This is a genomic window from Microbacterium sp. NPDC076895 (assembly GCF_040687115.1).
In the GTDB taxonomy this organism is placed as follows: Bacteria; Actinomycetota; Actinomycetes; order Actinomycetales; family Microbacteriaceae; genus Microbacterium.
In genome coordinates this window covers 323,930-338,331 of record NZ_JBFBMQ010000001.1, presented here as the reverse complement: position 1 = coordinate 338,331, position 14,402 = coordinate 323,930, and the positions used below count along the sequence as shown (strand labels likewise).

At 66.3% G+C, this 14,402-nt stretch carries 12 protein-coding genes; 9 read left to right on the top strand and 3 right to left on the bottom strand.

The genetic code is table 11. From position 1 onward, the window contains the following. Positions 1–60: 60 nt before the first annotated feature. Positions 61–1,596 (bottom strand): ABC transporter substrate-binding protein, encoded by a 1,536-nt coding sequence (locus AB0O89_RS01675; protein WP_363493635.1) that lies wholly within the window; start codon positions 1,594–1,596, stop codon positions 61–63. 154 nt (positions 1,597–1,750) lie between these two features. On the opposite strand from AB0O89_RS01675, the gene AB0O89_RS01670 reads away from it, so the two are divergent. From AB0O89_RS01670 to AB0O89_RS01655, 4 genes are read left to right on the top strand one after another with little or no spacing between them, the layout of a single operon-like run. Continuing rightward, on the top strand, positions 1,751–2,737 hold the full coding sequence (locus tag AB0O89_RS01670) for a LacI family DNA-binding transcriptional regulator (RefSeq protein WP_363493633.1): 987 nt from the start codon (positions 1,751–1,753) through the stop codon (positions 2,735–2,737). An 11-nt stretch (positions 2,738–2,748) separates the two neighbouring features. Next, positions 2,749–3,234 (top strand): A24 family peptidase, encoded by a 486-nt coding sequence (locus tag AB0O89_RS01665; RefSeq protein WP_363493631.1) that lies wholly within the window; start codon positions 2,749–2,751, stop codon positions 3,232–3,234. A 42-nt stretch (positions 3,235–3,276) separates the two neighbouring features. Further along, entirely contained in the window at positions 3,277–4,512 is a 1,236-nt protein-coding gene (locus AB0O89_RS01660; protein ID WP_363493629.1) for a YihY/virulence factor BrkB family protein, read from the top strand. Between the two features lie 16 nt (positions 4,513–4,528). Further along, positions 4,529–5,161 (top strand): CYTH domain-containing protein, encoded by a 633-nt coding sequence (locus tag AB0O89_RS01655; RefSeq protein WP_363493627.1) that lies wholly within the window; start codon positions 4,529–4,531, stop codon positions 5,159–5,161. A gap of 15 nt (positions 5,162–5,176) precedes the next feature. On the opposite strand, the gene lpdA is transcribed toward AB0O89_RS01655, so the two are convergent. Continuing rightward, complete coding sequence (lpdA, locus tag AB0O89_RS01650; protein WP_363493625.1) at positions 5,177–6,577, bottom strand: dihydrolipoyl dehydrogenase; 1,401 nt, start codon at positions 6,575–6,577, stop codon at positions 5,177–5,179. A 155-nt stretch (positions 6,578–6,732) separates the two neighbouring features. Between lpdA and AB0O89_RS01645 the strand changes: the two genes are divergently transcribed. From AB0O89_RS01645 to AB0O89_RS01635, 3 genes are all read left to right on the top strand, one after another. Then, positions 6,733–7,209, top strand: coding sequence for an FHA domain-containing protein (locus AB0O89_RS01645; protein WP_363493677.1), 477 nt, complete (start codon positions 6,733–6,735; stop codon positions 7,207–7,209). Next, the gene (locus tag AB0O89_RS01640) at positions 7,209–7,901 is read left to right on the top strand and encodes a MerR family transcriptional regulator (protein ID WP_300593953.1); all 693 of its coding nucleotides are present in this window, start codon (positions 7,209–7,211) and stop codon (positions 7,899–7,901) included. The genes AB0O89_RS01645 and AB0O89_RS01640 overlap by 1 nt, the downstream gene beginning before the upstream one ends. A gap of 93 nt (positions 7,902–7,994) precedes the next feature. Next, entirely contained in the window at positions 7,995–8,540 is a 546-nt protein-coding gene (locus AB0O89_RS01635; RefSeq protein WP_292708342.1) for a MerR family transcriptional regulator, read from the top strand. Positions 8,541–8,627: 87 nt separating this feature from the next. On the opposite strand, the gene AB0O89_RS01630 is transcribed toward AB0O89_RS01635, so the two are convergent. After that, entirely contained in the window at positions 8,628–9,437 is an 810-nt protein-coding gene (locus AB0O89_RS01630) for a ParA family protein (RefSeq protein WP_228178571.1), read from the bottom strand. A gap of 71 nt (positions 9,438–9,508) precedes the next feature. Here AB0O89_RS01630 and AB0O89_RS01625 point away from each other — a divergent pair, with 71 nt between their 5' ends. Together AB0O89_RS01625 and AB0O89_RS01620 are read left to right on the top strand one after the other, a co-directional pair. Continuing rightward, positions 9,509–12,916 carry a pyruvate carboxylase gene (locus AB0O89_RS01625; protein ID WP_363493622.1) on the top strand — a complete coding sequence of 1,136 codons (3,408 nt, stop codon included), beginning with the start codon at positions 9,509–9,511 and terminating at the stop codon, positions 12,914–12,916. After that, a complete protein-coding gene (locus AB0O89_RS01620; RefSeq protein WP_363493620.1) occupies positions 12,876–14,399 on the top strand; it encodes a MinD/ParA family protein in 1,524 nt (507 codons plus the stop codon). The genes AB0O89_RS01625 and AB0O89_RS01620 overlap by 41 nt, the downstream gene beginning before the upstream one ends. Positions 14,400–14,402: the final 3 nt, after the last annotated feature.

Below are 14,402 nucleotides of genomic sequence, written 5' to 3'. Positions count from 1 at the left end.
GGTTGAAGGGTGGGGCGGGTGCGCGTGCTGCGCGCCCGCCCCACCCGGTCCGTGTGCGGCCTACTCCGCCGGAGCGAAGTTGTAGATCGACGGCATCGCGGACTGGATCTGGGCCTGGACCGTGATCGCCTCCGGGTCGTAGACGCTGATCTGGTCGATCCGGTACAGCGGCATGAACCAGGCGTTCTCCGTGACGTATCGGTTCACATCCTGCGCAGCAGTTTCGCTGTCGTCGCCGCCCTGTTGGACGACGGCGATGAGATCCTCCAGCTCAGGAGACGACGTGTGGAACGGGTTGAACGTCGCGTTCGGAGCGATGATCTGGTTGATCGCGACCCACGCCTCGCCCTGGAACAGGTTGAAGTTGAACGCCTCGAACTTCTGCTGGACGGCGTCGGCGACATAGTTGGCCGGAACGGCGCTCACCTGGTTGACCGTGATTCCTACCTCGCTGAGCTGCTGCGCGATGGCGGTGATCTGTGTCGCGAACCCGTCGATCACCGGAAGAGTGATCTCAAGTCCGTCCCCGTATCCCGCCTCAGTCAAGAGTTCGCGCGCCTTCTCGGGATCGTAGGGGTAATAGTCCTCGAGGTCATCGACGAATGCACCACTTTCGGGACCGAAGACCTGGCTGGTGGCCGTGCCGCGGCCGAGTTGGAGCTCGTCGAGGAGAGTTTCGCGGTCGATCGCGTAGTTGATCGCCTGGCGTACTCGTACGTCTGCGAGGGCGGGGTTGATGGCGCCGTCACGGTCGAAGAAGGTGACGCCCGTCCAGTCGACCTGGTAGTTGGGGATGATCTCAAGGCCCGCGCTCTCGGCTTGGTCGGCTGTCCTCGCGTCAAGAGTCGTCCAGTCGACCTGACCCGAGATGATGGCGTTCACGCGTGCGGTGAGGTCTTCGAGGATTCGCAGCTCGACCGCGTCGAACTTCTGCAGGTCCGGATTCCAGTACCCGTCCTTTGCCATGAAAAGCGACTGCGAGTCGCGGACGGAGTTGGCCTTGTCGTAGAGGTACGGGCCGGTTCCGACGGGATCGGTCTCGAGGGTTCCCGCGTCGATGGCTGCAGGGCTGGCCATGAGCCCGGCGGCCTGGCTGAGGTAGTACTCCATGGCCGGGTCGGGCTCGGCAAGGGTGATCTCGACGGTGTCGTCATCCACCACGGTGGCTGACTCGAACTGTGTCAGCTGGACCGCTTGGCGTCCGTTACCGGCCTTGAAGTGCTCGAGATTCGCCTTGACGGCGTCAGCGTCGAAAGGCTCCCCATCCGAGAAGGTGACGTCCGTGCGCAGATCGAGAGTCAGAACAGTGCGGTCGTCGTTGTACTCCCAATCGGTGGCGAGCATCGGGCTGAGCTCGCCATCCGGCTCCCGCAGGATGAGCGTGTCGTAGACCAGCTGATAGGGCACGAGCGCGTGACCGACATGCGCCTGTGCTGGGTCCCACGAGGCGACATCGCCGAGCTGCCCGAGCGTGAGTGTTCCGCCGCGCGCTGTCGCTCCTGTGGTGTTGGCTGTGTCGGCGCCGCCCGCAGTGCACCCGCTGAGTAGCAAGGCGCCGACAGCGATTAGGCCGACCTTCTTGGTGATGGACTTCATCGTTCCCTCATTCACGTCGTTGGAAAGAGTAAGTGCGGTGGGTCCGCACTCCTCATGGAAACCTTGACGGAACATTCCGTCAAGAAATTGCCAAAGCTTGCCATTCTGCGGGATCTCCCGTAACAATCGACCCTGTTGAACGAGAGGAGCCGTGATGCGAGTCACTGCCAAAGATGTGGCTGAGCGTGCCGGCGTGGCGGCGTCCACCGTATCGCGCGCCCTGAACAGTCCCGGGCGGATCAACGAACAGACTCGTCAGCGCATCCTCGACGCCGCACGAGACCTGGGCTACTCGACCGCGCCGAGGACTTTCGATCGCAAGGGACTCGTCGCGCTCTTGGTACCCGACATCACCAACCCGTTCTACTTCGACATCATCCGTTCCACTCAAGAGCAGCTGCGCGCGGCGGGCTTCATGCAGCTGCTGATCGACACCGGTGAATCCGGACGAACCGAAGCCGAGATCATCTCGCAGCTCCAGGGTGTGGTCGACGGCGTCATCCTCTCGGCCACTCGTCTAGATGCTGTCGCGCTCGCCGCCGCTGCCGCTGAGCTGCCGCTGACAGTTATCAATCGGCAGCAGGAAGAGATCCCCGGAGTGCTGATCGACATCCGGATCGGCCTGACGCAGGCGGTGGATCACCTGAAGGCTCTCGGCCACGCAACCATTGCTTTCATCTCCGGCCCACCAGAGTCATGGCAGAACCGGTGGCGATGGAAAGAGTTCGAGGAGCAGGTCGCGGGACAGTCGCTCACACCGGTTCTTGTCGGGCCTTATGCGCCGACGCGGGCGGGGGGAGCCGCCGCAGCGGACGCGCTACTCATGACCGACGCCACGGCGTGTGTGGCCTTCAACGATCTCCTGGCGATTGGCGTCTTACAGCGGCTGCGTCAGCGCGGTGTCCGCGTCCCCGATGATCTCAGCGTGGTGGGCTGCGATGACATCTTCGGTGCGGACTTCAGCGCGCCGCCTCTGACGACCATCGCCGGCGATACGGAACAGGCGGGAAGGTTGGCGGCGAGCCGCCTCATCGCCACGTTGAACGGTGAGGCACCGCGAAAGGGGACCACCCTCATTCCTACTCACCTACTGGTTCGCGAATCCACAGGCCCGGTCCACACGCACGCGGCGGTCCGTTAGGCTCAGTCGCCATGCCGACGATCTCGACCGCCCTCACGGTCGTAGCCTTCGTCGCGTTCGCGGTTATCGGAGCGATCCTCGCAATCATCGACATCCGCACTCACCGTCTTCCTAACCGCCTCGTCGCGACGGTCGGCGGCACGGGTTTCGTGCTCCTGGTTGCGGCAGCACTGACCGGCAGTCGAATGGATGCGCTGATCCGGGCTCTGCTGGCGGCGCTGGTTCTTTTCACCGCGTACCTGATGCTGCGGATCTTGTCGGCCGGCGGAGTCGGCGGCGGTGACGTCAAGCTCGCGGCGGTGATCGGGCTGTACCTCGGGTGGCTGGGGTGGGGGAGTGTGCTGGTGGGAACACTGGCCGGGTTCGTGCTCGGTGGTCTCTTCGCGGCCGCGATGCTCCTCATTCGGCGTGCGGAGCGCCGCACCGCCATCCCGTTCGGACCGTGGATGATCGCTGGCGCCTGGGTGGCCATCACGCTGACCGTGTCAAGCCCCTGACCGTCACGGCTCGACGGCGAGCTTCGCGGCTAGCCTGGATTCATGCCGGCCGCCCTGAAAACGTTCGTCGCCGCGGTTACGAGATGGGCACTGTCGTTGCGCATCGTCCGCACCATGTTGCTCTACGGAGAGCGGCGGGGGCCCGTCCTAGCTGACAGCGTCACCTACCGGGCGCTGTTCTCGATCTTCGCGGCCGCGCTCATCGGTTTCTGGTTCGCGGGCAGGTGGCTTGCCGACAATCCGGAGGCGTGGGATGCGCTTGTCGAGGCTGTCGACACCGTGATCCCTGGCCTCATCGGCGAAGGCGGGGTGATCAGCCTTGACACGCTCGAGTCCGGACTCACGATCGCCGGCGTCGTTGGATTCGTCGGACTCGTGCTCGCATCCCTGGGCGCTATCGGGACGCTGCGCGCGGCGCTGCACGTCCTCGGTGGAACGGTCTTCGACGACGGCTTCTTCCTGTGGGTTCAGCTCAGGAACCTCGCGATGGCCCTGGGGGTCGGACTTGCTCTGGTCGTGACCGCGGCAGTGACCTACTTCGGTACCGCCGGGGTGTCGATTGTCGCCGGGTGGTTGGGATTTTCCCCGGGAACCGTGCTGGTGGGCGTGCTGACGCGCGCCGTCGTCATCGTCGCTGTCTTCATCCTGGATGCGGCATTGATCGCCGCAATCTTCCTCGTGCTCGGCGGCATCCGTCCACCCGCGCGCGCTCTCTGGGCGGGCTCGCTCCTCGGCGCTCTGGGGCTCACCGTGCTGCAACAGCTTTCGGGCCTGTTCGTGCAGGGGGCCTCGAGCAATCCACTGCTTAGCGCATCGGTGTCCCTGATCGCGCTGCTGCTCTGGCTGAACTTCTCGGCACAGGTCATCCTCATCGCCTGTACGTACATCGTCGTGGCGGCCGAGGAGTCGCAGGGCGTCGTGCCGACGGCGCCTCCGGTTACCTTCGCGCAACGCCGCCTCCGCCGCGCGCAAGCCGGATCTCGGGCTGCGACCGCCGAGCTTCTGGAGGCACGCGCCGCCGCCATCGCCGAGGCAGAGGACCTCGGGGATTATGCTCGGGGCATGGCCATTGCACGACTTCACGGAGGCCCGCTCGACGGGCAGGTCCTGCCCCTGGAATCCCCGGATGCAGACACGATGATTGTTCCTTACGGCGAGGGTCAGGTCGTCTACGAGCGACGCGGTGCTCTCGGGCACACGGGCGATCACGACGGACCGACGGAGGGTGAGTTCTTCTTCGTCGAGTCCACCGAAGACATCGCGCCCTCTGACGACTGAACCAGCACTCGCATCGATGGAGCCATCGCAGTCCCTCGAGGTCGAGATCACGTTCGATGTGGATGCCGACATCGACGTCCCCGACTGGACTCAGGTTCCGCTGGTCGTCAGCGTTGCCGAGCCGGAAGTCCGAGAACTCGATGCCGTCTACTACGACACCGCGGACTACATCCTCGGCAGAGCTGGCTACGCGCTCCGGCGCCGAGAAGGTGGGCCGGATGCGGGCTGGCACCTGAAAGGGCCTCGCCAGGGCTCCGGCCGGATGGAGACCGGCTGGCCGCTCGACATCGGTAGTGACGCGGCATCCGTGCCCGGCGTGCCCCCGGAGATCGCCGCGCACATCGCCGATTTGACCACGCATGAACTGGTCGTGATCGCCCGCATTCGCAACACGCGCACCGCGTACGCGTTGCTGGATGCCGACGGCGGCGTCCTCGCCGAGATGGTCGACGACCGGGTGCGCACGCGGGATGAGCGGCGGGGGATCGAACAGGCGTGGCGCGAGTGGGAGATCGAACTCGGACCAGCAGCTCCCGATGACTCGGACGCGCTCACCTCGTTCTTCGACGCGGTGACCGTCGCTGCATATGCCGCGGGCGCGCGCGAGGCCTCGAGCGACTCGAAGCTCGCACGCGCCCTGGGCGTGTGAGGCCTGACCCGCGGGTCAGATGTTGATCATGTGGCCGGCGAGACCGTGGAAGGCCTCCTGCACGGCCTCCGACAGCGTCGGGTGCGTGTGGACGTTCCGCGCCGCCTCGAGAGCGGTAAGATCCCACTTCTGAGCCAAGGTGAGCTCGGGCAGAAGCTCCGAGACATCCGGGCCGATCATGTGGGCGCCGAGCAGCTCGAGGTGCTCGCCGTCGGCGATGACCTTCACGAAGCCGACAGCTTCGCCCAGGCCGTTCGCCTTGCCGTTGGCGCTGAAGGGGAACTTCGCGACCTTCACGTCGTAGCCGGCATCCCGCGCCTGCGCTTCGGTGAGGCCGAAGCTCGCGACCTGCGGCGAGCAGAAGGTGGCGCGCGGCATCATGCGGTAGTCACCGAGCGGCATGGTCTCGGCCTTGCCGATCGTCTCGGCGGCGACAACGCCCTGGGCCTCAGCAACGTGGGCCAGCTGCAGCTTGGCAGTGACGTCCCCGATCGCGTAGATGTGCGGCACGCTGGTGCGCATGTAGTCGTCGATGTCGATCGCGCCGCGCTCGGTGAGCTTCACGCCGGTCTTCTCGAGCCCGAAGCCCTCGACCCGCGGTGCGAATCCGATCGACATGAGTACCTTGTCGGCATCGATCGAGCCCTGTGCGCCGTCGTTGTTGCCGGTGTAGGCGACGGTGACCCGGTCACCGTGGTCGGTGACGCTCTCGACCTTGGTCGAGGTCAGGATCTCGATGCCGTACTTCTTGTACTGACGCGCGATCTCCTTCGAGACCTCGACATCCTCGTTGGGAAGTGCGCGGTCGAGGAACTCGATGATCGTCACCTTGACGCCGTAGTTGGACAGCACGTACGCGAACTCCATGCCGATGGCGCCGGCCCCGACGATCACGATCGAGGTCGGTAGCTCACGCGTCAGGATCTGCTCTTCGTACGTCACGACGTTCTCGCTCAGGCTCACACCCGGGAGCAGGCGCACCGTGGAACCGGTAGCGATGATCGCGTTGTCGAAGGTGACGGTCTCGGTGCCGCCCTCGGAGGTCTTGACCTCGATCGTGTGGTCGTCAATGAACGAGCCACGGCCGTCGTACTCCGTGATCTTGTTCTTCTTCATCAGGTAGTGGATGCCCTTGACGTGGCCGGCCGCCACCTCACGACTGCGGTCCCAGGCGACACCGAAGTCGAAGTGCACGTCGCCGGAAATACCGAACAGATCGGCCTTCGCGTGGAACGTGTGAGCGAGGTCGGCGTTGCGCAGCAGTGCCTTCGAGGGGATGCAGCCCACGTTCAGGCACACCCCACCCCAGTACTTCTCTTCGATGACCGCTGTGGACAGGCCCAGCTGAGCGCTGCGAACGGCCGCGACATAGCCGCCGGGGCCGGCACCAAGGATGACGACGTCATAGTGAGGCATGATCCCAGCCTATCTCTCGGAGCCACCCCGATGGCGCCGCCGTCCGGGGGTGAGAGGGAGGGCGATCCACTCGACATCCACCGACCAAATCCGACTATCCTGGGGAGCCTGAGGAGGCACCCGTGGAACACAATGCGCCCGCTGAACCCGACGAGATCCGTCGCGCCTCCGGCGACCCCGGAGCCGCGGTTCCGGGTGGTCGAGGCGCGGATACGACGGCTTCGTTCGGACACGATTCCGACCTGTCCTTCGTGCCGTTCGGCAGTGAGTTGACCGAGATCGAGCTCGAGGCGATCGACGCATTGCCGTCGGGATCAGCGCTCATGATCGTGCGGTCCGGCCCCACCGCCGGAGCCCGCTATTTGCTGGATGCCGACGTGACGACAGTCGGCCGCCATCCCGAGGCAGACATCTTCTTTGACGACGTAACGGTCTCGCGACGTCACGCCGAGATCACCCGCTCCGGTACGACCTTCGAGCTGGTCGATCAGCGCTCGCTCAACGGCACATACGTCAACGGCGAGCGCGTGGATCGTGCTGTCTTGACGAACGGCTCGGAAGCGCGCGTGGGCAAGTTCCGGTTGAACTTCTTCGTCTCCCCGGCCGACCTCGAGCCCCCGGCGGATCAGTGATGGCGGGGGTTCCCGCCCGTGATCGCGCCTCGTCCCCGGGGCTTTTGAGCATCGGTCAAGTTCTCGCGCGCCTTTCTCCCGAGTTTCCCGGGCTGAGTTCGAGCAAGCTGCGTTTCCTCGAGGTGCAGGGAATCGTCACTCCGACCCGCACCGAGTCGGGATACCGCAAGTTCGCTCCCGCGGATGTCGAGCGGCTGCGGCTTGCTCTCACCCTGCAGCGCGATCACTATCTGCCGCTGCACGTCATCCGGGCGTACCTCGATGACGTGGATGCCGGTCGTGACCCCGTCACCCCGATCCCGGCGCCGCCGACCTCCATCGTTGCTGCCCCGCGGCGTTACCGGCGCGACGAGTTGCTGTCTGCCGCCGGAGCAGCGCCGCAACTCCTCAATGACGCGATCAGCACCGGGATCATCACCGCCGCGGAACACTACACGGAGCAGACGGTGGCTCTGCTTCGGTGCCTCGTAGCCCTCGATCGCCACGGCATCGAGCCGCGTCACATCCGCACTCTCCGCCAGAGCGCCGAGCGTGACGCAGCCCTCGTTGAATCTGCGGTTGCGCCCCTCGCGCGCCGAACCGACGCGACCTCGCGAGGCAGAGCCGAGGAACTCGCGCCCGAACTCGCGCGTCGCCTGGAAGAAGTACGCTCGATTTTCCTGCGCTCTGCCCTCGAGCGATTCCTCTCGTAGTGCGACACGCCGAGACGCGACGGCCGGATGTCGTTGCCCGAGCCTCTCGGCTGATCTAGCGTTGACATGTCCGATCGAACTGGGGAGGTTGCCATGACGGCACGCGAGGCGGAATCGACGCCCAGCCTGACGGCAGACCTCTTGTTCACCGACGGCCTTCCAGCCCTCGACGACGAGGTCGGCTACCGCGGAGCTGTCGCTGCACGAGCTGCGGGCATCACGTATCGGCAGCTGGACTACTGGGCTCGCACGGAACTCGTCGAGCCGACAGTGCGGGGAGCATCCGGTTCCGGGTCGCAGCGTCTCTACGGCTTCCGCGACATCCTCGTGCTCAAGCTCGTCAAGCGCCTCCTCGATACCGGCATATCGCTGCAGCAGATCCGAACCGCCGTCGAGCAGCTGCGCGCGGCCGGCATCCGTGATCTTGCCGGAACCACGCTCATGAGCGATGGTGCTTCGGTGTACCTGTGCACCTCGAACGATGAGGTCATCGACCTTGTTAGCCGCGGTCAGGGTGTGTTCGGTATCGCCGTCGGCAAGGTGTGGCGTGAGGTCGAGTCGACGCTCGTCGAGTTCGATCCGCAGGCACCGGATGTCGTTGACGAGCTTTCTGCCCGGCGCGCCGCACGCTCTGCCTGAGCCGATCAACCCAGCTCAGCTGCTCCTCGCGCTTGATCAGATCCCGCGCGCGTTCGTCGCTCGCGTGTGATCAGTACTGTGGCGTGATCAGGAGGCGGCGGCGTCGGGGGAGGGAATCCGCCCGGTGCGCATGACGCGATCCAGGATGGCGTCGAAATCGGCAGCCAACTCCTGCGCCGAGTCGCCCGGCCAGATATGGAGGGGTTTTGCCGCGCCCTGAGCCTGCTGCAGCGAGGTCCGTTCGGGAAGCTGGGGCGAAAGCACGAGCGGGCCGAACATCTCGCGCAGTTCCTTGATGCGGAACTGGTGCTCGATCGACTGCGGGCGTACCCGGTTAACCACGATGCCCAGCGGCTGAAGACGGGGGGAGAGGCCGCGGCGGATCTCTTCGATCGCACGCAGCGCCCGGTCGGCTGCGGCAACGGAGAACAGACCCGGTTCGGTGATGACGATCACGCGGTCGCTTGCGGCCCACGCGGTGCGCGTGAGCGCGTTCAGCGAGGGCGCGCAGTCGATGAGGACGAGGTCGTAGTCGGCCTCGATGGTCGCGAGAGCTTCCTCGAGCTTCCACACGTCGCGGACGCTCGGGTGCGGGCCGTCGAAGTTGATCGCCGAGGGCGACCCGATCATGACGTCGATCGTGCCGGGGTGGACCTTGGCCCAGCCGCTCGCGGTGATGGCCTGACGGACGACCTTTTCCTTCGGGTTGGCCAGGACGTCGGCGACATTGAGCTTGCCGGCAACCTGGATGTCCATGCCTGTGGAGACATCTGACTGCGGGTCGAGATCCACCACGAGGGTGCGGACACCGCGGGCGAAGGCGGCGGAGGCAAGCCCCAGCGTGACAGTGGTCTTGCCGACACCACCCTTGAGCGAGCTCACCGACAGTACGTGCACGAGGCTCTACGTTACCGTCCCCTAGGCTGGGTGCACACTCAGGCAAGCCCCGTCACCAACAGCGAGGTGTGATGTTTCGCAAGATCCTGGTAGCAAACCGCGGCGAGATTGCGATCCGAGCCTTCCGAGCAGCGTTCGAACTCGGAGCCCGCACCGTGGCGGTCTATCCCTACGAGGATCGCTATTCCCTGCACCGACTCAAGGCCGACGAGGCCTACCAGATCGGTGAGCCTGGGCATCCGGTGCGTGCCTACCTGGACGTCGACGAGATCATCCGTGTCGCCCGGGAGAGCGGCGCCGACGCGATCTATCCCGGCTACGGTTTTCTCTCCGAGAATCCGGAGCTCGCCGAGAAAGCCGCGGCAGCCGGCATCACCTTCATCGGGCCTCCCGCCGCCGTCCTCGAAATGGCGGGAAACAAGGTCACGGCCAAGCAGCACGCCGTGAGCGCCGGGGTGCCCGTCCTGCGGTCGACGGATGCCTCAGACGACGTCGACGCGCTGGTGGCACAGTCGGCCGAGATCGGCTTCCCCATCTTCGTGAAGGCCGTCGCCGGCGGTGGCGGGCGCGGGATGCGTCGCGTCGAGACTCCAGAGGAGCTGCCGCCGGCTCTTGCCGAGGCCATGCGTGAGGCGGGTAGCGCCTTCGGTGACTCGCGGGTGTTCCTCGAGCAGGCAGTGCAGCGTCCGCGGCACGTCGAGGTGCAGATCCTCGCCGACAGTGTGGGCCACACCGTGCACCTGTTCGAGCGCGACTGCTCGGTGCAGCGTCGCCACCAGAAGGTCATCGAGATCGCACCAGCCCCGAACCTCGACCCGACAGTTCGCGACGACCTGCACCGCTACGCGGTCGCTTTCGCCGAGTCGATCGGCTACCAGAACGCGGGAACCGTCGAATTCCTCCTCGAAACGGCAGGCCCCCGCGCCGGCGAAGTCGTCTTCATCGAGATGAACCCCCGCATCCAAGTCGAGCACACCGTCACCGAAGAGGTCACGGATGTCGACCTCGTCCAGTCGCAGATGCTCATCGCCTCGGGGGTGAGCCTCGACGAGCTGGGGCTGCAACAGGAGAACATCCGACTTCGGGGCGCCGCGCTGCAGTGCCGCATCACCACTGAGGACCCGACCCAAGGGTTCCGTCCCGACACGGGCAAGATCACGACCTACCGGTCGCCGGGCGGTGCCGGCATCCGCCTGGACGGCGGCACGACCGCGGCAGGATCCCAGATCAGCCCGCACTTCGACTCGATGCTCGCCAAGCTCACCTGCCGCGGGCGAGACTTCGGCGCCGCTGTCTTGCGAGCCCGACGCGCCCTGGCCGAGTTCCGCATCCGGGGCGTCTCGACGAACATCCCGTTCCTGCAGGCGGTGCTCGAAGACCCTGCCTTCCTCGTCGGAGACCTCTCGACGGCGTTCATCGACGAGCGGCCCGAGCTGCTGCGGGGGCGCGAGTCCAAGGACCGTGGTTCGAAGATGCTCAACTGGCTGGTCGACGTCACCGTCAACCGCCCCAACGGCGAGAACCCGCTGACGGTCAGTCCCGCGCTGAAGCTTCCCGCGGTCGATCTGACACAGGACCCGCCCGCCGGCTCCCGGCAGCGACTGCTCGAGCTCGGACCGGAGGGATTTGCCCGCGCACTGCGCGAACAGACGCCACTCGCAGTCACCGAGACGACCTTCCGTGACGCCCACCAGTCGCTGCTTGCCACGCGCGTGCGCACGAAGGATCTCGTCGCTGTCGCGCCCTACGTCGCCCGGCTCACGCCCGAGCTGCTCTCGGTCGAAGCGTGGGGCGGCGCCACCTACGATGTGGCGCTGCGCTTCCTCGGCGAGGACCCCTGGGAGCGGCTCGACCGTCTTCGTGAAGCCCTGCCGAACGTTGCGATCCAGATGCTGTTGCGCGGGCGCAACACGGTGGGCTACACGCCCTACCCGACGGAGGTCACCGACGCCTTCGTCGCCGAGGCTGCAGCCAGCGGCGTCGACATCTTCCGTATCTTCGACGCCCTCAACGATGTCTCACAGATGCGTCCTGCGATCGACTGCGTGCTGGCGACCGGCACTGCTGTCGCGGAAGTCGCCATGTGTTACACCGGCGACCTGCTGAGCCCCACCGAGGACCTCTACACCCTCGACTACTACCTGCGGCTTGCCGACCAGATCGTCGCCTCCGGTGCCCACATCCTCGCGATCAAGGACATGGCTGGGCTGTTGCGGCCGGCGGCGGCATCCCGGCTCGTCACGGCGCTGCGCGACCGCTTCGACCTGCCCGTGCACGTCCACACTCACGACACCGCCGGTGGGCAGCTCGCGACGCTGCTGGCGGCATCGGATGCCGGTGCGGATGCCGTCGATGTGGCAGCCGCACCGATGGCGGGAACGACAAGCCAGCCCTCCCTCTCGGCGCTTGTCGCTGCCCTTGCCAACACCGACCGGGACACCGGAATCGACATGGCGGCGGCATCCGACCTGGAACCGTACTGGGAGGCCGTGCGCCACCTGTACCGTCCGTTCGAGTCCGGTCTTCCGGGTCCGACCGGCCGGGTCTACCGGCACGAGATCCCCGGCGGGCAGCTGTCGAACCTGCGCCAGCAGGCGATCGCGCTGGGACTTGCCGAGGACTTCGAGCTCATTGAAGACCTGTACGCGGCGGCCAACGACATCCTGGGCCGCGTTCCGAAGGTGACCCCGTCCTCGAAGGTGGTCGGCGATCTCGCGCTCCACCTCGCCGCCGTAAAGGCCGATCCCGCCGACTTCGCGGCGAACCCCGAACGCTACGACATTCCCGATTCCGTCGTCGGCTTCATGGCCGGCGAACTCGGCGATCTTCCGGGTGGCTGGCCCGAGCCGTTCCGCTCGAAGGTGCTGCAGGGACGTGAGTACCACGTCGGATCGGCCCCGCTCGGGGCCGAGGACGCCGAGAAGCTGGCCGGGTCATCCGACGAGCGCCGCACGACGCTCAATCGGCTGCTGTTCCCGGCGCCGACGAAGGAGTTCGAACGCATTCGCGACACGTTCGGCGATGTCAGCGTGCTCGACACCGTCGACTATCTCTACGGGCTCGAACACGGCGCCGAACACGTCGTCGAGATCGAGCGCGGGGTGCAGCTGTTCGTCGGGCTGGAAGCGATCGGTGAGGCCGACGAGAAGGGCATGCGGACGGTCATGACCACGCTCAACGGCCAGCTTCGCCCCGTCTTTGTGCGTGACCGCAGCATCTCAGTCGAAGTCCGTCAGGCCGAGAAAGCCGACACCTCGAAGCCCGGTCAGGTTGCTGCACCGTTCGCGGGTGTCGTGACCCTGAAGATCGCCGAAGGCGACCGGGTTTCCGCGGGTCAGCCGGTGGCTTCGATCGAGGCGATGAAGATGGAGGCGGCCATCACATCGCCGGTCGACGGCGTCGTCGAACGCCTCGTGATCGGGTCGCCGCAGCAGGTCGATGCTGGGGATCTTTTGCTCGTCGTGCGACCCGCCGGATAGCCTGAGGGGTGGCGCATCGCCGCCACAACGACGGCAGGGAGAGCACGTGGCAGATCGATCGGACCCGGAACGAGCGGAGACCGAAGAGCACGGCATCCTCGACGAAGAGCGCGTGGACACCTCCGGAATCTTCCTCGGCGGGTCGACCGCGCAGGTCGATGTGACCCTTCCGGTGCCCGCCGATGACGACGACGCCATCGACGAGGACTTCGACGAAACGACGGGGCGGGGACGCATCGCGGCCAACCTCGGCGCCCCCGTGCACACCGACACAGCGGAAGCCGAGATCATCGAGGATGTCGACGACACAGCGGTGCACACGACAGATATCGACGACACCGACACCCACGACGCCGACATTGAGGATGCCGTGGAGGACGCACTGGAGGACGCCGTGGCAGCCCACGAATCCGAGCCCGCAGCCCCCGCCAGCCGCATCGCCGTTCCCGTGGCTCAGCCCGTTCGCGCGGTGGAGCCGTCGCCGGTCGCCTTCGACGTGACGCTTGCCTCGAAGCGGCTGGGTGAACTGGAGGTCAGTCGCGAGGGCGCCGATGTGCTCACCGCCGACCGTCTCCTTGATCCGCATCACGTCGCGAAGGTCGAACCCGAGGGATTCTGGCAGAGCGCGCTGTACCGGGCATCCGGCACGCTCATCAACGTCGGCGACAGCAAGAAGGCCCGCGAGCGCAAGGAACTGAGCAAGCGCATCGCGGCGCCGCTGACGGGCGGCGCGCGCTTCGTGCCGGTCCTCAGCCGCAAGGGCGGAGTCGGCAAGACCACCGTCACGACGCTCCTCGGGATGGCGCTCGCCGATGCACGCGACGACCGTGTCGTGGCCGTGGACGCGAACCCCGATCGTGGCACGCTCGCGGAGCGCATCGCCCGCACCAGCGGCAAGACGATTCGCGATCTCGTGCGCATCAAGGACGACGTCGTCGGCTACAACGACCTCTCGACGATCGTCGCGCGCGACGAGACGCGCCTCGACGTTCTCGCCTCGGATGCCGACCCGCGCGTCTCGGAGGCTTTCGGTGACGACGACTACCGCGCCGCTGCCGAGGTTGCCGCGCACTACTACTCGGTCGTGCTCACCGACACCGGAACCGGCATCGTGCACTCCGTGATGTCAGCAACCCTCGAACGTGCCGACTCGCTGGTGGTCGTCGCAGGTCTCAGCATCGACGAAGCGCGTCTGGCATCCGAGACCCTGACGTGGCTTGAGACCAACGGGTACGGCGAACGCGTGCGCAACGCCGTTGTCGTGCTCAACACGACGCGCCCCGGTTCACCGCTCGTGCGGGCCGACGAGGTCGAGGCCCACTTCCGCACCCGCGTCCGCTCCGTCATCCGGATGCCGTACGACTCCCACATCGCGTCGGGAGCTGCGATCGGCTTCCACGAGATCAACCCGGCGACCCGGGAAGCTGCCCGTCAGCTGGCCGCAGCGGTCGTTGAGTCGCTGCGCGTTCCGGCAACGGTCTGAGGC